14 protein-coding genes are annotated in these 16,886 nt (G+C 72.2%); 6 read left to right on the forward strand and 8 right to left on the reverse strand.

Annotated features, from left to right (window positions below; translation table 11 throughout):
• Nucleotides 1–208 precede the first annotated feature (208 nt).
• Nucleotides 209–994, forward strand: a complete 786-nt coding sequence (locus GT045_RS24635) for a hypothetical protein (protein ID WP_161335482.1) — start codon at nucleotides 209–211, stop codon at nucleotides 992–994.
• Between the two features lie 9 nt (nucleotides 995–1,003).
• Here the strand turns inward: GT045_RS24635 and GT045_RS24640 are convergent, their stop codons facing one another.
• The 3 genes from GT045_RS24640 to GT045_RS24650 are packed head-to-tail and all read right to left on the reverse strand — an operon-like array spanning nucleotide 1,004 to nucleotide 4,640.
• Nucleotides 1,004–3,289: an FtsX-like permease family protein gene (locus tag GT045_RS24640; RefSeq protein ID WP_161335490.1), complete on the reverse strand. Its 2,286-nt coding sequence runs from the start codon at nucleotides 3,287–3,289 to the stop codon at nucleotides 1,004–1,006.
• Nucleotides 3,290–3,309: 20 nt separating this feature from the next.
• Nucleotides 3,310–4,137 (reverse strand): ABC transporter ATP-binding protein, encoded by an 828-nt coding sequence (locus GT045_RS24645; RefSeq protein WP_161335483.1) that lies wholly within the window; start codon nucleotides 4,135–4,137, stop codon nucleotides 3,310–3,312.
• A complete protein-coding gene (locus GT045_RS24650) occupies nucleotides 4,134–4,640 on the reverse strand; it encodes a PadR family transcriptional regulator (protein ID WP_161335484.1) in 507 nt (168 codons plus the stop codon). Before GT045_RS24650 ends, GT045_RS24645 begins: the two co-directional genes overlap by 4 nt.
• Nucleotides 4,641–4,764: 124 nt before the next feature.
• On the opposite strand from GT045_RS24650, the gene GT045_RS24655 reads away from it, so the two are divergent.
• The 5 genes from GT045_RS24655 (at nucleotide 4,765) to GT045_RS24675 (ending at nucleotide 11,369) form a co-directional block, all read left to right on the forward strand.
• Nucleotides 4,765–6,036: an ABC transporter substrate-binding protein gene (locus tag GT045_RS24655; RefSeq protein ID WP_161287449.1), complete on the forward strand. Its 1,272-nt coding sequence runs from the start codon at nucleotides 4,765–4,767 to the stop codon at nucleotides 6,034–6,036.
• A 127-nt stretch (nucleotides 6,037–6,163) separates the two neighbouring features.
• Complete coding sequence (locus tag GT045_RS24660) at nucleotides 6,164–7,813, forward strand: glycoside hydrolase family 13 protein (RefSeq protein ID WP_237538846.1); 1,650 nt, start codon at nucleotides 6,164–6,166, stop codon at nucleotides 7,811–7,813.
• A 30-nt stretch (nucleotides 7,814–7,843) separates the two neighbouring features.
• The gene (locus GT045_RS24665; protein WP_161287447.1) at nucleotides 7,844–9,169 is read left to right on the forward strand and encodes an extracellular solute-binding protein; all 1,326 of its coding nucleotides are present in this window, start codon (nucleotides 7,844–7,846) and stop codon (nucleotides 9,167–9,169) included.
• Between the two features lie 11 nt (nucleotides 9,170–9,180).
• Nucleotides 9,181–10,533, forward strand: coding sequence for an ABC transporter permease subunit (locus GT045_RS24670; protein WP_161335485.1), 1,353 nt, complete (start codon nucleotides 9,181–9,183; stop codon nucleotides 10,531–10,533).
• Nucleotides 10,530–11,369: a carbohydrate ABC transporter permease gene (locus tag GT045_RS24675; protein WP_161287445.1), complete on the forward strand. Its 840-nt coding sequence runs from the start codon at nucleotides 10,530–10,532 to the stop codon at nucleotides 11,367–11,369. Before GT045_RS24670 ends, GT045_RS24675 begins: the two co-directional genes overlap by 4 nt.
• Nucleotides 11,370–11,433: 64 nt before the next feature.
• Here GT045_RS24675 and pgl read toward each other — a convergent pair whose 3' ends face one another.
• The 5 genes from pgl to GT045_RS24700 form a co-directional block, all read right to left on the reverse strand.
• Entirely contained in the window at nucleotides 11,434–12,216 is a 783-nt protein-coding gene (pgl, locus tag GT045_RS24680; protein ID WP_161335486.1) for a 6-phosphogluconolactonase, read from the reverse strand.
• On the reverse strand, nucleotides 12,213–13,322 hold the full coding sequence (opcA, locus tag GT045_RS24685; protein ID WP_161335487.1) for a glucose-6-phosphate dehydrogenase assembly protein OpcA: 1,110 nt from the start codon (nucleotides 13,320–13,322) through the stop codon (nucleotides 12,213–12,215). Before opcA ends, pgl begins: the two co-directional genes overlap by 4 nt.
• Nucleotides 13,319–14,857 (reverse strand): glucose-6-phosphate dehydrogenase, encoded by a 1,539-nt coding sequence (zwf, locus tag GT045_RS24690; protein WP_161335488.1) that lies wholly within the window; start codon nucleotides 14,855–14,857, stop codon nucleotides 13,319–13,321. Before zwf ends, opcA begins: the two co-directional genes overlap by 4 nt.
• A 1-nt stretch (nucleotide 14,858) precedes the next feature.
• Nucleotides 14,859–15,977 carry a transaldolase gene (tal, locus tag GT045_RS24695; RefSeq protein ID WP_161294742.1) on the reverse strand — a complete coding sequence of 373 codons (1,119 nt, stop codon included), beginning with the start codon at nucleotides 15,975–15,977 and terminating at the stop codon, nucleotides 14,859–14,861.
• Nucleotides 15,978–16,010: 33 nt separating this feature from the next.
• A partial coding sequence (locus GT045_RS24700) for a transketolase C-terminal domain-containing protein (protein ID WP_272926890.1) occupies nucleotides 16,011–16,886 on the reverse strand: 876 nt, incomplete at its 5' end.

The raw sequence follows: 16,886 nt of genomic DNA on the forward strand, positions 1-16,886 counted from the left end.
CCGGGCCACCGAAGCCGGGCGCCGGGCGCCGGGCCGGTGGTACCGAGGCGGTGGCGCGCAACGGCCCGTTCCGGGCCGGAGGTTCGGAACCGCGGGAGTCCGGCCGCCGGCCCGCCCGTGGTGGTCGCCGGACACGGACGACGCCCGGTCGTCCGTGTCCCGTACACTCCCCGGTGATCATGAACATCGCGACTCGGGGGAGTGCGCAATGGCCGGTCCACGGCGGTCCCGCACAGCAGACACGGCGCACGGCCGGAACTTCCTGAAGGCCCATCACGCGGCGCGGGCGGTGTTCCATCCCGTCTGGATACCCGAGCCGCTCGACCCGGCCGTCGAGCAGCTCAAGCGGGTCCGGATCGCCGCGGGCTCGGTCGCCGCGGCCGGCGTGTACACCTTCGTCGAGGGCGGCTTCGCCCTGAAGGAGATGCTGGAGAACCTGCTCATCGCCTCCGCCGTCCTGCTGGTCGTCGCCCCGCTGACGGTCGGGGTGATGCTGTGGATCTGGCGGCGCACCGGAAGCCTGCGCCCGCTGCGCCCGGCGCTGCTGAGGGCCCTCGGCCTGCTGCTGACCTTCGTCGGCTCGGTCGTCGTGACCGTCCTGCTGCTGCAGAACAACGGGTCACTGGGCGGGTCCCTGCTGATCGTCCCGATGGGGCTGCTGACCCTGTGGATGGTCTGGTTCGTCGGCGCGGGCGCGCTGCGGATCACCGGGAACTTCTTCGGGACGGCGGCCGTGCACCGCTGTCTGCCGCCCCTGCTCGCCGTCGTCACCAGCTGGCTGATGGCCCTGCCCGACCTGCTCACCGGTGACCTGCACGGCCTCGGGCTGGGCCTCGGTGTCGTGTTCATCCTCGGCGCCCCGGTGACGGTCACCGCCATCGCGCTGTACGAGATGGGGCGTCTGAAGCGGGGACACGGCATCCGGCTGACCGCCCACCCCACCGCACCCGGCTCCCGGAACCCCTCCGCCACCGGGCGCCCGTACGGCAGGTGACGACGCGGCTCAGGCCACCGCGCTCAGCGTGTCCGCGAGGCGCCGGCGCGCCGCCCGGCCCGCGGGCAGCGCGGCCAGTGCCGCCGCACCCAGGACCGCGGCCGTACCCAGCAGGAGCAGCAGGCCGGGGGAGGGGTACTGGGCGATGCCGGCGCCGATGCCGCTGGAGCCCCCCTGGGCGTCGATCAGCCGCCCGGCCAGCGGCAGCCCCAGTGCCGTACCGGCGACGACCGCCGCCAGGGTCGTACAGCTGGTCGCCGTGACGGTGATCGCGGTGATCTGCCGGGGTGACATGCCGATCGCCCGGAGTGCCGGCATGTCCCGCTCGCCCTCGCGGACGCTGCCGCCGATCGCCGTGAGCAGTTCGACCAGACCGATGAGGGCCAGGACGGCGATCAGTCCGGCGACGACCCCGCGCAGCGGGGACAGCCCGTCGGCGGGGTTCGTCACGGGATGGACCTCCAGGTGGCCCCGGCCGGCCGCGTCGATCGCGGCGGCCACCCGGTGCGGGTCGGCGCCGGGGCGCAGCCGCAGCTCGTAGAAGGCGGGGGACAGCTCCGGGTCGTTCTCGCGCAGGGTGTCCAGGGAGGTCGTCACGACCCGGCCGGCGTTGCGCGGTTCGATGCCGCGGCCCACGATGTGCAGGATCTGCGGCCGCTCGCCCACCGTCATCCGGACCCAGTCGCCGACCCGCGCGTGCAGCAGGTCGAGCAGTCCCTGCCCGGCCACCGCCTCGTCCGGACCGTGAGCGGCGCGACCCTCGGCGAGGGGGTACGGGTAGGGCTCGGCGCGGGTGCCGACACCGCGCAGGGCGATGGTCCCGGTCTGGCCGGGGACCAGGGCGGCCACCTCGACGCCCGGGTAGGCGGCGGCGACCCGCGGGTCGCGGCCCAGCACGGTCCGTACGCCGGACGCGTCGAGGGCGCCGTCCGAGCGGACGGTGAGCGCCGTCGGCAGCCCCACCCGCTCGGGGCTGCTGTGGAAGCGGTCGATCGTGGTCCACGCGCTGAGCGCCACCACGATCAGCAGCAGCGGCAGCGTCAGCCGGGCCACGGTGGCCAGTGACCGGCCCCGCCCCGTGAAAGCCTTGTGGCAGCCGAGGACGAGCGCGGCCGGCAGCCTCAGCCCGAGCGCCTGCCGTGCCGCTCCGGTCAGCCGTCCGCCCGCCGGCCCGGCCGTCCGGCGCGGCACCGGAACCGGCGGCACCCGCCCCGCCCGCCAGGCCGCGAGCCCCGTGGTCAGGCCGATGAACAGCACCGCTGCCACCGGCACCGCGAAGCCGGCCAGGGTGTGTCCGGGCAGCCCCTGCCACACGGCCACCGCGTCCCCGAGCCGCCCCGGGACCCGGCTGCCCAGCCCCTCCGTGAGGGCCGCGGCGGCGACGGCGCCGAGCAGGGCGTACGCCAGGTGCTGGAGCAGGAAGACCCGCACCACCTGACCGGGCGTGAAACCGATCGCCTTCAGCACCGACAGGTCCCGCAGATGCCCCCGGATCCGGGTGGCGATGGCCCCGTGCACGGCGAGTCCCGCGGCGACCAGGGCCGCCAGCCCGAACAGTCCGAGCACCTGGCCCAGCAGCCGGTTGTCGCCCTGCGCCTCGGCACGCGCCTGCTGCCAGGTGGAGACCTCGCCGACCGCGCCCGCGCCCAGCACGGTGACGGCGCGCTGCACCGCGTAGTCGGTGTCGCCGGGATCACCGAGCCGCAGCCCGACGACCTGGCCGGCCGGGGCGCGTACCGCGGACGGCAGCGCCCACACCAGCCCCGGCTGCTCGCCCGGGCGGTACGGCGGTTCGGCACTGTCCGCGATGCCCTCGACGGTGAACGTGCGGGCCGTGCCGGGCAGGGTCAGGGTGTCGCCGGGCTCGGCCAGCAGGGCCCGGGCCACGCTGCTCTCCAGCACCACACCGTCCGGCGCGGCCGGGTCGAGCCAGCGCCCCGCGGTGAGCAGGGGCCGGCCGACGGACGGCGGGCGCGGGGTGGCGCGCAGCTCCACGGAGGCGCGGGTGCCCCGGGCGGAGACGGTGGCGGACTCGGTGCGGTAGGGGCCGGCGACGGCGGAGACGCCGTCCAGCCCGGTCAGCGCGCGGGTGTCGGCGGACGGCGCGGTGTGCAGCCAGACGTGGGCCCCGCGCGCCTCGGCGAAGGTCCGCTGCCAGGGGTTCGTGGCGTACCCGAACAGGGCGGTGGCGAGCAGCAGCGAGGCGACGATCCCGGCGGTCGCCAGCACCAGGAACAGTGCTTCGCCGCGGTGGGTGCGCAGGTCGGAGTGCGCCCAGCGCAGGGTGGCCCGCATGTTCCTGAGATCCGGCACGGTCAGTCCCTCAGCTCCAGCACGCCGGAGATGCCGCCGCGCCGGGACGGCGGTGCGCCGTCCAGTGCCGCGTCGTCGGCTATGCGGCCGTCGAAGAAGCTGATCACCCGGTCGGCAGCGCTGGCCAGCCGGGCGTCGTGCGTGACCAGCACGATGGCCTGGCCGCGCCCGTGGAAGCGGGTCAGCAGCCGCATGACCTCGCGGGTGCCCTTGCTGTCCAGGCTGCCCGCGGGCTCGTCGGCGAGGAGCAGCGGCGGATGGTTGACCAGGGCCCGGGCGAGGGCGACCCGCTGCTGCTCGCCGCCGGACAGCTCACCCGGCAGACTCCGCTCCTTGCCCCGCAGGCCCAGCTCGGCCAGGAGCGCCTCCCGCTCGGCGCGCGCCTTCTTCGGCGGGACGCCGGCGAGCAGGGCGGGCAGTTCGACGTTGTCGGCGACCGACAGGCTGGACACCAGGTTGAAGAACTGGAAGACGATTCCGATGGCCTTGCGCCGCTCCACCGCCCAGCGGGCCTCGCTGAAGGAGTCCGTGCACCGGCCGGCGAGCCAGAGGCTGCCCCGGTCCGGCCGCTGCAGCCCGCCGAGCAGATGCAGCAGGGTCGACTTGCCGGCACCGGACGGACCCGTGATCGCCACGAACTCGCCGGGGGCCACGCTCAGGTCGACCCCGCGGACGGCGTGCGCGGGCGCACCCTCGCCGTGATGGGTCTTCACCAGCCCCTCGGCCCGCAGCACCGGCGCGCCCTCGCCCCCGGCCCGCACCGGCGTGCCCTCGCCCCCGGCCCGCACCGGCGTGTCCTCGGTCCGCGGAACCGGAGTGTCCTCGCTCATTCCAGTTCCTCCTGGCACCGCTCCAGCCAGTCGAGGTCGGCCTGCAGATGCAGCATCGCGCCCTCGATCAGCAGCTGGGCGATTCGGTTGTCGCGGTCTTCGGCCGCGGCCAGTTTCGACAGATTGCGCATGGTGTTGAGGTACTGGCGCCGCTGCCGGTTGATGAGGGCGATCTGGTCGGCGAGGCCGGTCTGCGGGGCGAGGGCGAGCTTCATGAAGAACTCGTCGCGCACCCGAGGCTCGTCCTCGGTCTCCTCGAACCAGACGTGCAGCGCCTCGCGTCCGGCCTCGGTGAGGCGGTAGACCTTCTTGTTGGGCCGGCTGGACTGCTCGACGTCCTCGCCCTCGATCAGCCCGGACTTCTCCAGGCGGCCGAGGGTGACGTAGATCTGGCCGACGTTCGGCTGAGGGTACGCGGCGCCCAGCAGTTGCTCAAGGTCCTGTTTCAGCTCGTAGCCATGGGCCGGGCCGCGGGCCAGGAGTGCCAGGAGAGGCAGGCGCACGCGTGCTGTCCTCCTGTCTGCTCCATGTGCTCCAGGCCCTAGTATCGCGCATACCTAACAGGTATACATGGCCTCTGTCCCCGGGCGAGGGTGCCCGTGGTGCCGGTTGTACAGGGAGGAACCTATGCGGTGGATACGCGCCGCCGGTAGGGGCCTCCTCGTTCTGGTCGTGATCATGACCGGGTACACCGCCTCCGGCGCCCGGGCCGACGAGGGCGCGCACGGCGGTCGCGGACCGCTCACCCTGGCCACCGCCGGCGATCTCACCGGCTATCTCGGCCCGCTGCTGAGGGGCTGGAACCGGACCCACCCCGGCGAACGGGTCACCCTGGTCGAGCTGCCGGACTCCGCCGACGAGACGCACGCGCAGATGACGACCGACCTGCGCGGCGGCGACCGGGGCCGGTTCGACGTCCTGAACATCGACGTCGACTGGACCTCCGAGTTCGCCGCGGCCGGCTGGATCCGCCCGCTGCCGCGCGACCGCTTCCCGCTGGGCAGCTTCCTGCCGCCGGTCGTGGACACGGCGACGTACGACGGGCGGCTGTACGCGGTGCCGTACGTCACGAACGCCGGACTCCTGCTGTACCGCAAGGACGTCCTCGCCGAGGAGGGCGTGGCCCCGCCGCGTACCTGGGCGGAACTGGAGCGGGACGCGAAGACCATCGCGCCGAAGTACGGGCTCGGCGGTTACGCCGGCCAGTTCCTGCCCTACGAGGGTCTCACCGTGAACGCGGCCGAGGCCGTGTACTCGGCGGGCGGCACGATCCTCGGCGGCGAGGGCAGGCGGGTCACCGTCGACTCGGCCGCCGCCCGCGAGGGCCTCGCTTTCCTCGTCCGCGGCATCCGCGAGGGCTGGATCCCGAAGCGGGCGCTGACGTACAAGGAGGAGGAGTCCAAGCAGGCGTTCCAGGACGGCAGGCTGCTCTTCCTGCGCAACTGGCCCTACGCCTACGCCGTCGCCTCGGCCAGGGGCACGAAGGTCGCCGGCCGGATCGGCGCCGTCCCGCTTCCCGGTCCCGGGGGGCCCGGGACGAGCGTGCTCGGCGGCTCCAACCTCGCCGTCAACTCCCACGCCCGGCACCCGGATTCCGCCGCGCGCCTGATCGCCTACCTCACCAGTGCCCCCGTCCAGCGCCAGGTGCTCATGCGGGGCGCGCTGCCGCCCGTACGCGCGGCGCTCTACGAAGACCCCGCGCTGGTCCGGCGGTTCCCCTATCTGCCGACCCTGCGCACCGCCGTCCTCACCGCCCGCCCCCGCCCCAAGAGCCCGCACTACGACCAGGTGAGCCTGGCGGTGCAGGCGGTCGTGCAGGACGCGCTCACCGGGCGGCAGACGCCCGGGCAGGCCGTGCGACGGCTGGCACGCGAACTCGACGCCATCGCCCGCCGCTAGTTACTTGTTAAGTAACGCGGTCATCACGACTGGGTGCGACTCGCGGCGAAATGCCCGTATCTGACCCCCGCACTGGTCGGTAACTTTCGTTCACTTCGTTGACACCTTCGCTCGGCGCCTACCTAACATGCATGCACAACAGCCCCCCTCAGAGACAGGTTCCACAGGGTTGAACAGGCATCATTGGTGGCGGGACGCGGTGATCTACCAGGTGTACGTCCGCAGCTTCCTGGACAGCACCGGCGACGGCATCGGCGACCTGGCCGGCGTCCGCGCCGGACTGCCGTACCTGAAGAAGCTCGGCGTCGACGGCGTCTGGCTGAGCCCCTTCTACCCCTCGCCGCAAGCCGACCACGGCTACGACGTCGCTGACTACCGCGATGTCGACCCGGTCTTCGGCGACCTCGCCGAGTTCGACCTGCTGATGGCGGCGGCCCGCCGGCTCGGCATCAAGGTGCTGCTCGACATCGTCCCCAACCACTGCTCCAGCGAGCACCCGTGGTTCCGCGAGGCACTCGCCGCCGGGCCGGGCAGCCCGGCCCGCTCCCGCTTCCACTTCGCCGACGGCCGCGGCCCCGACGGCGCCGAACCGCCCAACAACTGGCACGCCATGTTCGGCGGACCGGCCTGGACCAGGACCGACGACGGCCAGTGGTACCTGCACATGTTCACCCCCGAGCAGCCCGACTGGAACTGGCGCGACCCCGAGGTCCCCGCCGAGTTCGAGCGCGTCCTCAGGTTCTGGCTCGACCGGGGCGTGGACGGCTTCCGCATCGACGTTGCCGCCGGCCTGTACAAGCACCCCGCACTGCCCGACTCCGACGACCCGGAGGCCGACGCCCGCACCCGCGACTCGGTCAACCCGCTCGCCTGGAACCAGCCCGAGGTGCACGGGGTGTGGCGCCACTGGCGCTCCGTGTGCGAGGAGTACCAGGCCCGCGACGGCCGCGAGCGCCTGCTCGTCGGCGAGGTCTCCGTGCCCTCGGCCCGCGAACACGCCATGTACGTCCGCCCCGACGAACTCCACCAGGCCTTCTTCTTCGACCTGCTCGGCGCCCCCTGGGACGCCGACTCCTTCCGCAAGGTCATCTCCGAGGCCATGCAGGACATCGCCGGCACCGGCTCCACGGTCACCTGGGTCCTCAACAACCACGACCAGGTCCGCACCGTCACCCGCTACGGCGAACCCGCCACCGAGGGCAGCGGCCTCGGCGCCGCCCGTGCCCGCGCCGCCGCGCTGCTGATGCTCGCGCTGCCCGGCGCCGCCTACATCTACCAGGGTGAGGAACTGGGCCTGCCCGAGGTCGTCGACCTGCCCGACGACGTCCTCACCGACCCGATCTTCCACCGCACCGGCAGCCGCGCCCGCATCCGCGACGGCTGCCGGGTGCCGCTGCCCTGGTCCGGCCAGGCGTCACCGTTCGGCTTCACCTCCGGCGCGGAGGGCGCCAAGCCCTGGCTGCCGCAGCCGGAGTACTTCGCCGAGTACGCCACCGACCGCGCCCTCGCCGACACCCGCTCCTTCTGGCACCTCTACCGCGACGGCCTCCAACTGCGCTCGTCCCTGCCCCAGTTGGGCGAGGGCACGCTGGAGTGGCTGGACTCCCCGCCGGGCGTCCTCGCCTTCACCCGCGGCGACGGCCTGGTCTGCGCCGTCAACTTCGGTACCGCCGACGCCCCCGCGCCGGTCCCCGGCACCCCCCTGCTCTCCAGCGGCCCCTGCCCGTCCGGCGTCCTGCCCGGCGCCACGGCGGCCTGGTGGCTGAACGAGATCTGATCACCGCTCCCAAGGAAAGGTCCGTCGACGATGATGCGACGACGCACGACCCTGCTCACCGGCTGCACCGCCCTCGCGCTCGCCCTCGGCGCCACCGCCTGCGGTGGCGGGCCCGTCTCCGCCGGCGGGGGTGACAAGGCGCTCAGCGGCCAGACGGTCACCGTGGCCGGCGTCTGGTCCGGCAGCGAGCAGAAGAACTTCCAGAAGGTGCTGGACGCCTTCACCGAGAAGACCGGCGCCAAGACGCAGTTCGTGTCCACGGGCGACAACGTCTCCACGGTCGTCGGCAGCAAGATCGAGGGCGGCAACGCGCCCGACGTCGTGATGGTCCCGCAGGTCGGCGTCCTGCAGCAGTTCGCGAAGAAGGGCTGGCTCCAGCCGCTGTCGCCCGCCGCGCAGGGCACGATCACCGCCGACTACGCCCCCGTGTGGAAGAAGTACGGCAGCGTCGGCGGCACCCTCTACGGCCTCTACTTCAAGGCCGCCCACAAGTCGACGGTCTGGTACAGCCCGGACGCGCTCGCCCAGGCCGGCGTCAAGCCGCCGAAGACGTACGACGACCTGCTCAAGGCCGGGCACACCGTCTCCGACTCCGGCCTCGCCGCCTTCTCCGTCGCCGGACAGGACGGCTGGACCCTCACCGACTGGTTCGAGAACGTCTACCTCTCCCAGGCCGGTCCCGAGAAGTACGACGCCCTCGCCGCCCACGAGCTCAAGTGGACCGACCCGACGGTGGTCAGGGCGCTCACCACGCTCGGCCGGCTGTTCCGGGACGAGCAGCTCGTCGCCGGCGGCGGCAAGGAGGCGCTGAACACCGACTTCCCGGGCTCGGTGGAGAAGGTGTTCGGGCCGAAGCCGGAGGCCGGCATGGTCTACGAGGGCGACTTCGTCGCCGGTGTCGCCCACGACCAGTACGGCAGGTCCATCGGCAAGGACGCGGACTTCTTCCCCTTCCCCGCGGTCGGCGGCGGCGACGCACCGGTCGTCAGCGGCGGTGACGCGGCCGTCGTCCTCAAGGACGGCAAGAACGCCAAGGCCGGCATGAAGCTCCTGGAGTACCTCGCCACCCCCGAGGCCGCGGCCGTGTGGGCGAAGGCGGGCGGCTTCCTCTCCCCGAACAGGAAGCTCGGCCTCGCCTCCTACGGTGACGACGTCACCCGCGCCACCGCCCGCTCCCTGGTCGGCGCCGGGGACTCGGTCCGCTTCGACATGTCCGACCAGGCACCGGCCGCCTTCGGCGGCACCAAGGGCACCGGCGAGTGGAAGCTGCTCCAGGACTTCCTGCGCGATCCCTCGGACCCGAAGGGCACCGCGGCGAAGCTGGAGTCGGCCGCGGCCCGCGCCTACCAGGACTGAGCGGCAGCACGATGACCGTCACCACACTCGCGAAGCAGCAGGCGGCCCCGCGGTCCGCCGGCCCGGCGCCCGCGCGCCGCGGCCGGCGGCGCACCCGGCTGATCGCCGTGCTCTTCGTCCTCCCCGCGCTGCTCCTGCTGGGCGCGCTCGTCGTCTATCCCGTGCTGTTCTCCGTCGGCCGCAGCTTCTTCGACGCCTCCGGCACCCGGTTCGTCGGCGGCCACAACTACACCGAGATGTTCCGTGACCCGGCCACGCTGAAGGCCATCCGGAACACCGCCGTCTGGGTGGTCGTCGCCCCGGCCCTGCTCACCGGCCTCGGCCTGGTCCTCGCCGTCCTGGTGGAGAAGGTCCGCTGGGCCACCGCCTTCAAACTGCTCCTCTTCATGCCGATGGCGGTGTCCTTCCTCGCCGCCGGCATCATCTTCCGCCTCGCCTACGACGAGGACCCGGACAAGGGTGTGCTCAACGCGGCGGTCACCTCCGTCCACGACGTCTTCCAGGGCACGTCGACGTACCCGACCGCCCGCGGGCGCACCGGAGTGCTCACCCAGGACCGGGACGGCTCGTACCGCACGACCGCCTCGACGGGGCAATCCGTCACCCTCCCCATGGTCGGGGTCCTGCCGGCGGACCTGCCCCGCGACGCCGCACCCGCCCGCACGGCGGCCGCGCACCGGGCGGCACCCGGGGAACTGCGCGGCGTCGTCTACCTGGACTTCACCCCCGGCGGGGGCGGTGAGCAGGGCAAGGTCGACGCGAAGGAGAGCGGCCTGCCCGGGATGAAGGTCGAGGCGGTCCGCGACGGGAAGACGGTCGCGAGCGCGAACACCGCGGCCGACGGCTCCTTCCGCTTCGCCGGCCTGCCCGCGGGCCCGTACACGGTGAGGCTGCCGGAGTCGAACTTCGCCCCGCCCTACCAGGGCGTCTCCTGGCTCGGGCCCGCCCTCGTCACCCCGGCGATCATCGGCGCGTACCTGTGGATCTGGACGGGGTTCGCGATGGTCCTGATCGGGGCCGGCCTGTCCGGCCTGCCCCGGGACGCGCTGGAGGCGGCCCGGATGGACGGCGCGAACGAGTGGCAGATCTTCCGCCGGATCACCGTCCCGCTCCTGGCACCCGTCCTGACGGTCGTCTTCGTCACCCTCGTGATCAACGTGATGAAGGTCTTCGACCTCGTCTACATCATCGCCCCCGGACCGGTGCAGGAGGACGCGACCGTCCTCGCCACCCAGATGTGGCTGGTGTCCTTCGGCGGCGGCAACGACCAGGGCCTCGGCAGCGCCCTCGGCGTGCTGCTCCTGCTCCTGGTGGTCCCCGCGATGGTCTTCAACGTCCGCCGCTTCCGAAGGAGTCAGCGATGAACGCCCTGCGGCGCTCTCTGGGCAACGGTCTCGTCCAGGCCGTCCTCGTGGTCATCGGCCTGGTCTGGATCACCCCGCTGGCCGGACTGTTCCTGTCCTCCCTGCGCTCGGCCCGGGACAACGCCGAGGGCGGCTGGTGGACGGCGCTGGCCGGACCCGGACAGCTGTCCTTCGACAACTACTCGGCCCTGCTGCGGAACTCGGGGATGACCCGGGCCTTCTGGAACACCGTGCTGATCTCGGTGCCGGCCACCACGCTCGTCGTCGTCATCGCGGCCCTCGCCGCGTACGCCTTCGCCTGGCTGGACTTCCCGCTGCGCGAGCCCCTCTTCCTGCTCGTGGTCGCCCTGCTGGTGGTACCGGTCCAGATCGGCCTGCTGCCGGTGGCCAAACTCTTCGGCGCGCTCGGCCTGTTCGGCACGATCCCCGGTGTCATCCTCTTCCACGTCGCCTACGGGCTGCCCTTCGCCGTCTTCCTGCTGCGCAACTACTTCGCGGAGATGCCGAAGGAGATGCTGGAGGCGGCCCGGATGGACGGCGGCACCGAGTGGCGGATCTTCACCCGGCTGGTCCTGCCGGTCGGGCGTCCGGCGATCGCCTCGCTCGCCATCTTCCAGTTCCTCTGGGTCTGGAACGACATGCTGGTGGCCCTGCTCTTCGCCGACAGCTCCGCCCAGCCGCTCACCGTGCAGCTCCAGTCCCAGATACGTCAGTTCGGCAGCAACATCGACGTCCTGGCGCCGGGCGCCTTCCTGTCCCTGATCGTGCCGGTGGCGGTGTTCTTCGCCTTCCAGCGGCACTTCGTGCAGGGCGTGATGGCGGGGTCGGTGAAATAGGAGCGGGACGACAGCGCAGGGGCTGCGGGAACCGGAGTCCCCGCAGCCCCTGCGCCTGGTCACGTCACGGAGACGCGGGCGGATACAGCGACCGGGGCAGCTGCGACGCCGCGGCGCTGTCCAGCAGCCACAGCGTGCGCTGCCGGCCGTACGCGCCCGCCGCCGGCGCCTGGATCTCACCCGCGCCCGACAGGGCGATGGCCACGGCCTCCGCCTTGTCCGCACCGGCCGCGAGGAGCCAGACCTCACGGGCCGCGCGGATGGCCGGCAGCGTGAGGGAGATCCGGGTGGGCGGGGGCTTCGGCGCGCCGTGCACGCCGACCACCGTGCGCTCGGTCTCCCGCACGGCCGGCAGCTCCGGGAAGAGCGAGGCCACATGGGTGTCCGGGCCGACGCCCAGCATCAGGACGTCGAAGGTCGGCACCGAACCGTGGTTCTCGGGGCCGGCCGCCTTCGCCAGCTCCGCCGCGTACGCCTCGGCCGCCGCCTCGACGTCCGTGCCGTACGGGCCGTCGGAGGCGGGCATGGCGTGCACGCGCTCCGGGTCCAGCGGGACGGAGTCCAGCAGGGCCTCGCGGGCCTGCGTGATGTTGCGCTCGGGGTCGCCCTCCGGCAGGTAGCGCTCGTCGCCCCACCACAGGTCGAGGCGGCTCCAGTCGACGGCGTCACGGGCGGGTGCCGCCGCCAGCGCGGCCAGCAGCCCGTTGCCGTTGCGGCCGCCGGTGAGGACCACGGACGCGGCACCCCGGGAGGTCTGCGCGTCCACGATCTTCGTGATCAGACGGGCCGCGGCGGCCTGCGCCATCAGCTCCTTGTCGTGATGCACGACCAGCTGCGGAGTGCTCACTTCGCCGCCGCCTTCCTCGCCGGGGCCTTCTTCGCCGGGGCCTTCTTCGCGGTCTTGGCCGCCGCCTTCTTCGCGGGCGCCTTCGCCGCCTCCTCGACCGGCGCGGGCTCCGCGTCCGGCTCGGCCGGCTCCGCCGCCCGCGACGCGGGCTGCCCGGGCTCCCGGGTCCCCTGTACGGGGACCGTGTCCAGCCGCTCCACGCCGTAGCGCAGCGCCGAGGCGTAGGTGTCGTCCGGGTCGAGCCGGCGCAGTTCCTCCGCGATCAGCTCGGCGGTGTCCCGCCGGTTCAGCGCCACCGCGCGGGCCGGCTGGCCCTTGATGGAGAGCGTGGCCAGCGAGCCGTCCGCGCGGTCCAGCACGATCGGGCCGCAGCTGGTGTCCATCCGGACGGCCGTGAGACCCGGGCCGGCGGACACGGAGCGCTTGACGGGGACGTCCAGCCGGTCCGCGAGCCACATCGCCAGCAGCTCACAGCTCGGGTTGAACTCCTCGCCCTCCACCACGACGCCCTCGACCTCGCACGTGACCTGGTCCAGGGCCGCCGCGAGCATCGAGCGCCACGGGGTGATCCGGGTCCAGGACAGGTCGGTGTCGCCGGGCGTGTAGGCCGCGGCACGGGCGGACAGCTCCCGCACCGGCTCCTCGGCGGCGTAGGTGTCGGTGACCCGGCGCTGGGCCAGCGCGCCCAGCGGGTCCTTGGCGGGAGCCTCGGGGGCCTCCACCGGCCACCACACGACCACCGGGGCGTCCGGCAGCAGCAGCGGCAGGACCACCGAGTCGGCGTGGTCGACGACCTCGCCGTACAGCCGCAGGACGACCGTCTCGCCGGTACCCGCGTCCGCGCCCACCCGCACCTCGGCGTCCAGCCGCGAGGAGGTGCGGGCGCGCGGGTTGCGGGAGAACCGCTTGATGACCACCAGCGTGCGCGAGGGGTGCTCGCGCGAGGCGTCGTTGGCGGCCTTCAGGGCGTCGTAGGCGTTCTCCTCGTCGGTGACGATGACGAGGGTGAGGACCATGCCGACGGCGGGCGTGCCGATGGCGCGGCGGCCCCGCACGAGTGCCTTGTTGATGTCTCCGGCGGTGGTGTCGGTCAGGTCTATCTTCATGGCCGGCGCCAGCTCCGTCCGTCTCGTGCGAGCATCTCGTCCGCCTCCACGGGACCCCAGGTGCCCGACTTGTACTGCGCGGGCCTGCCGTGCCTGTCCCAGTACTGCTCGATCGGGTCGAGGATCTTCCAGGACAGCTCGACCTCCTCCGTGCGCGGGAAGAGGTTGGCGTCGCCGAGCAGCACGTCCAGGATCAGGCGCTCGTACGCCTCCGGGCTGGACTCCGTGAAGGACTCGCCGTAGGCGAAGTCCATGGAGACGTCCCGGATCTCCATCGAGGTGCCCGGCACCTTGGAACCGAAGCGGACCGTGATGCCCTCGTCCGGCTGGACGCGGATGACGATCGCGTTCTGGCCCAGCTCCTCCGTCGCCGTGTGGTCGAAGGGGGAGTGCGGGGCCCGCTGGAAGACGACCGCGATCTCGGTGACCCGGCGGCCCAGACGCTTGCCGGTGCGCAGGTAGAAAGGGACGCCCGCCCAGCGGCGGTTGTCGATCTCCACCTTGATCGCGGCATAGGTGTCGGTCTTCGACTTGGGGTCGATGCCGTCCTCTTCGAGGTAGCCGGTGACCTTCTGGCCGCCCTGCCAGCCCGCCGCGTACTGCCCGCGGACCGTGCTCCTGCCCAGGTCCTTCGGCAGCCGTACCGCCCCGAGCACCTTCTCCTTCTCCGCGGCCAGCGCGTCCGCGCCGAAGGAGGCGGGCTCCTCCATGGCGGTGAGGGCCATCAGCTGGAGCAGGTGGTTCTGGATGACGTCCCGGGCGGCGCCGATGCCGTCGTAGTAGCCGGCCCGGCCGCCGATGCCGATGTCCTCGGCCATGGTGATCTGCACGTGGTCCACGAAGGACCTGTTCCAGATCGGCTCGAACATGGTGTTGGCGAAGCGCAGCGCCAGGATGTTCTGGACCGTCTCCTTGCCGAGGTAGTGGTCGATGCGGAACACCTGGTCCGGCTCGAACACCTCGTGCACGACCTTGTTCAGCTCCTCGGCCGACTTCAGGTCGTGGCCGAACGGCTTCTCGATGACCGCGCGGCGCCAGGAACCGCCGGTCTGGTCCGCCAGTCCGTGCTTCTTCAGCTGCTGGATGACCACCGGGAAGGAACTCGGCGGCACCGACAGGTAGAAGGCGAAGTTGCCGCCCGTGCCCTGTGCCTTGTCCAGCTCCTCGATGGTGGCGCGCAGCCGCTCGAACGCCTCGTCGTCGTCGAAGGTGCCCTGGACGAAGCGCATCCCCTGGATGAGCTGCTGCCAGACCTCCTCGCGGAAGGGAGTACGCGCGTGCTCCTTGACCGCGTCGTGGACGACCTCGGCGAAGTCCTCGTGCTCCCAGTCGCGGCGGGCGAAGCCCACCAGCGAGAAGCCCGGCGGCAGCAGGCCCCGGTTGGCGAGGTCGTACACCGCGGGCATCAGCTTCTTGCGCGACAGGTCGCCCGTGACGCCGAAGATGACCAGGCCCGACGGCCCCGCGATGCGCGGGAGCCGTCGGTCGGCCGGGTCACGAAGCGGGTTCGCTCCGGAACCGGAAACGGGTGACAAGTCAGCCCTCCGAAGGGGCGAGGCGCTCGAGCTCCGCCTGGGTCGACTTCAGCAGGTCGTTCCAGGACGCCTCGAACTTCTCGACGCCCTCCTCCTCCAGCACCTGCACGACGTCGTCGTACGAGATGCCGAGCTTCTCCAGCGCGTCGAGGTCGGCCCGCGCCTGCTCGTAGGTGCCCGAGACGGTGTCGCCGGTGATCTCGCCGTGGTCGTCGGTGGCCTCCAGGGTGGCCTCCGGCATCGTGTTGACCGTGTTGGGCGCGACCAGCTCGGTGACGTACAGGGTGTCCGGGTACGCCGGGTCCTTCACGCCCGTCGACGCCCACAGCGGACGCTGCCTGTTGGCGCCGGCCTTCTCCAGCGCGTTCCAGCGGTCGGAGGAGAAGACCTCCTCGTACGCCTGGTACGCGAGGCGCGCGTTGGCGAGGGCGGCCTTGCCGCGCAGGGCCTTGGCCTCGTCGGTGCCGATGTCGTTCAGGCGCTTGTCGACCTCGGTGTCCACGCGGGACACGAAGAACGACGCCACGGAGTGGATCTTGGAGAGGTCGAGACCCCGCTCCTTGGCCTTCTCCAGGCCGGAGAGGTAGGCGTCCATCACCGCGCGGTAGCGCTCCAGCGAGAAGATCAGCGTGACGTTGACACTGATGCCGCGGCCGATGACCTCGCTGATCGCCGGGATGCCCGCCATCGTGGCCGGGATCTTGATGAGGGTGTTGGGGCGGTCCACCAGCCAGGCCAGCTGCTTGGCCTCGGCGACCGTCGCCTTCTCGTTGTGCGCCAGGCGCGGGTCGACCTCGATGGAGACCCGGCCGTCCTGGCCGTCGGTGGCGTCGAAGACCGGGCGCAGGATGTCGGCGGCGTCGCGGACGTCCGCCGTGGTGATCATGCGGATGGCCTCTTCGACGGTGACCTTGCGGGCGGCGAGGTCCGACAGCTGCTGGTCGTAGCCGTCGCCCTGGGAGATCGCCTTCTGGAAGATCGTCGGGTTGGTGGTGACGCCCACGACGTGCTGCTGGTCGATCAGCTCGGCGAGGTTGCCGGACGTGATCCGCTTGCGCGACAGGTCGTCCAGCCAGATCGCGACGCCTGCTTCGGAGAGGCGCTTGAGTGCGTCTGTCATGGAATTACATCTCCTACGTGTCGTATATGAGCGTCAGCGCTGGGCGGCGGCGATGGATTCCCTGGCCTTGGCGGCCACGTTCTCGGCGGTGAAGCCGAACTCGCGGAAGAGCACCTTGCCGTCGGCGGAAGCACCGAAGTGCTCCAGGGAAACGATGCGGCCGGCGTCCCCGACGTACTTGTGCCAGGTCAGGCCGATCCCCGCCTCCACGGCGACACGGGCCCTCAGCGACGGCGGCAGCACGGAGTCCCGGTACCCCTGGTCCTGCTGCTCGAACCACTCCACGCACGGCATCGAGACGACCCGGGTGGGCACGCCGTCGGCCTGGAGCTGCTCACGCGCCTCCACGGCCACGTGCACCTCGGAACCGGTGGCGATCAGGACGACCTGCGCCTCGCCGCCTTCGGCCTCGAACAGCACGTAGCCGCCACGGGCGGTGTCCTCGTTCGGCTCGTAGGCGGGCACGCCCTGGCGGGTGAGCGCGAAGCCGTGCGGCTGGCCCTTGCCGAACTCCTTGGTGTACCGCTTGAGGATCTCCCGCCAGGCGATCGCGGTCTCGTTGGCGTCCGCCGGGCGGACGACGTTCAGACCCGGGATCGCGCGCAGCGAGGCCAGGTGCTCGACCGGCTGGTGGGTGGGGCCGTCCTCGCCGAGGCCGATGGAGTCGTGCGTCCACACGAACGTCACCGGCAGGTGCATCAGGGCCGACAGGCGCACCGCGTTGCGCATGTAGTCGGAGAAGACGAGGAAGGTACCGCCGTAGACACGGGTGTTGCCGTGCAGCGTGATGCCGTTGAGCTCCGCGCCCATGGAGTGCTCGCGGATGCCGAAGTGGATCGTACGGCCGTACGGGTCGGCCTCCGGCAGCGGGTTGCCCTCGGGGAGGAAGGAGCTGTTCTTGTCGATGGT

The sequence above is a fragment of the Streptomyces sp. SID486 genome, from assembly GCF_009865385.1.
GTDB lineage: Bacteria > Actinomycetota > Actinomycetes > Streptomycetales > Streptomycetaceae > Streptomyces.

Excerpts from the sequence above, each read along its gene's own strand:
- GT045_RS24645 (WP_161335483.1), bottom strand. The coding sequence starts at position 4,137 with ATGAGCGAGGACACTCCGGTTCCGCGGACCGAGGACACGCCGGTGCGG.
- GT045_RS24635 (WP_161335482.1), top strand. The coding sequence starts at position 209 with ATGGCCGGTCCACGGCGGTCCCGCACAGCAGACACGGCGCACGGCCGG.
- GT045_RS24665 (WP_161287447.1), top strand. The coding sequence starts at position 7,844 with ATGATGCGACGACGCACGACCCTGCTCACCGGCTGCACCGCCCTCGCG.
- GT045_RS24675 (WP_161287445.1), top strand. The coding sequence starts at position 10,530 with ATGAACGCCCTGCGGCGCTCTCTGGGCAACGGTCTCGTCCAGGCCGTC.
- GT045_RS24655 (WP_161287449.1), top strand. The coding sequence starts at position 4,765 with ATGCGGTGGATACGCGCCGCCGGTAGGGGCCTCCTCGTTCTGGTCGTG.
- GT045_RS24670 (WP_161335485.1), top strand. The coding sequence starts at position 9,181 with ATGACCGTCACCACACTCGCGAAGCAGCAGGCGGCCCCGCGGTCCGCC.
- opcA (WP_161335487.1), bottom strand. The coding sequence starts at position 13,322 with ATGAAGATAGACCTGACCGACACCACCGCCGGAGACATCAACAAGGCA.
- tal (WP_161294742.1), bottom strand. The coding sequence starts at position 15,977 with ATGACAGACGCACTCAAGCGCCTCTCCGAAGCAGGCGTCGCGATCTGG.
- GT045_RS24660 (WP_237538846.1), top strand. The coding sequence starts at position 6,164 with ATGCATGCACAACAGCCCCCCTCAGAGACAGGTTCCACAGGGTTGAAC.
- GT045_RS24640 (WP_161335490.1), bottom strand. The coding sequence starts at position 3,289 with ATGCGGGCCACCCTGCGCTGGGCGCACTCCGACCTGCGCACCCACCGC.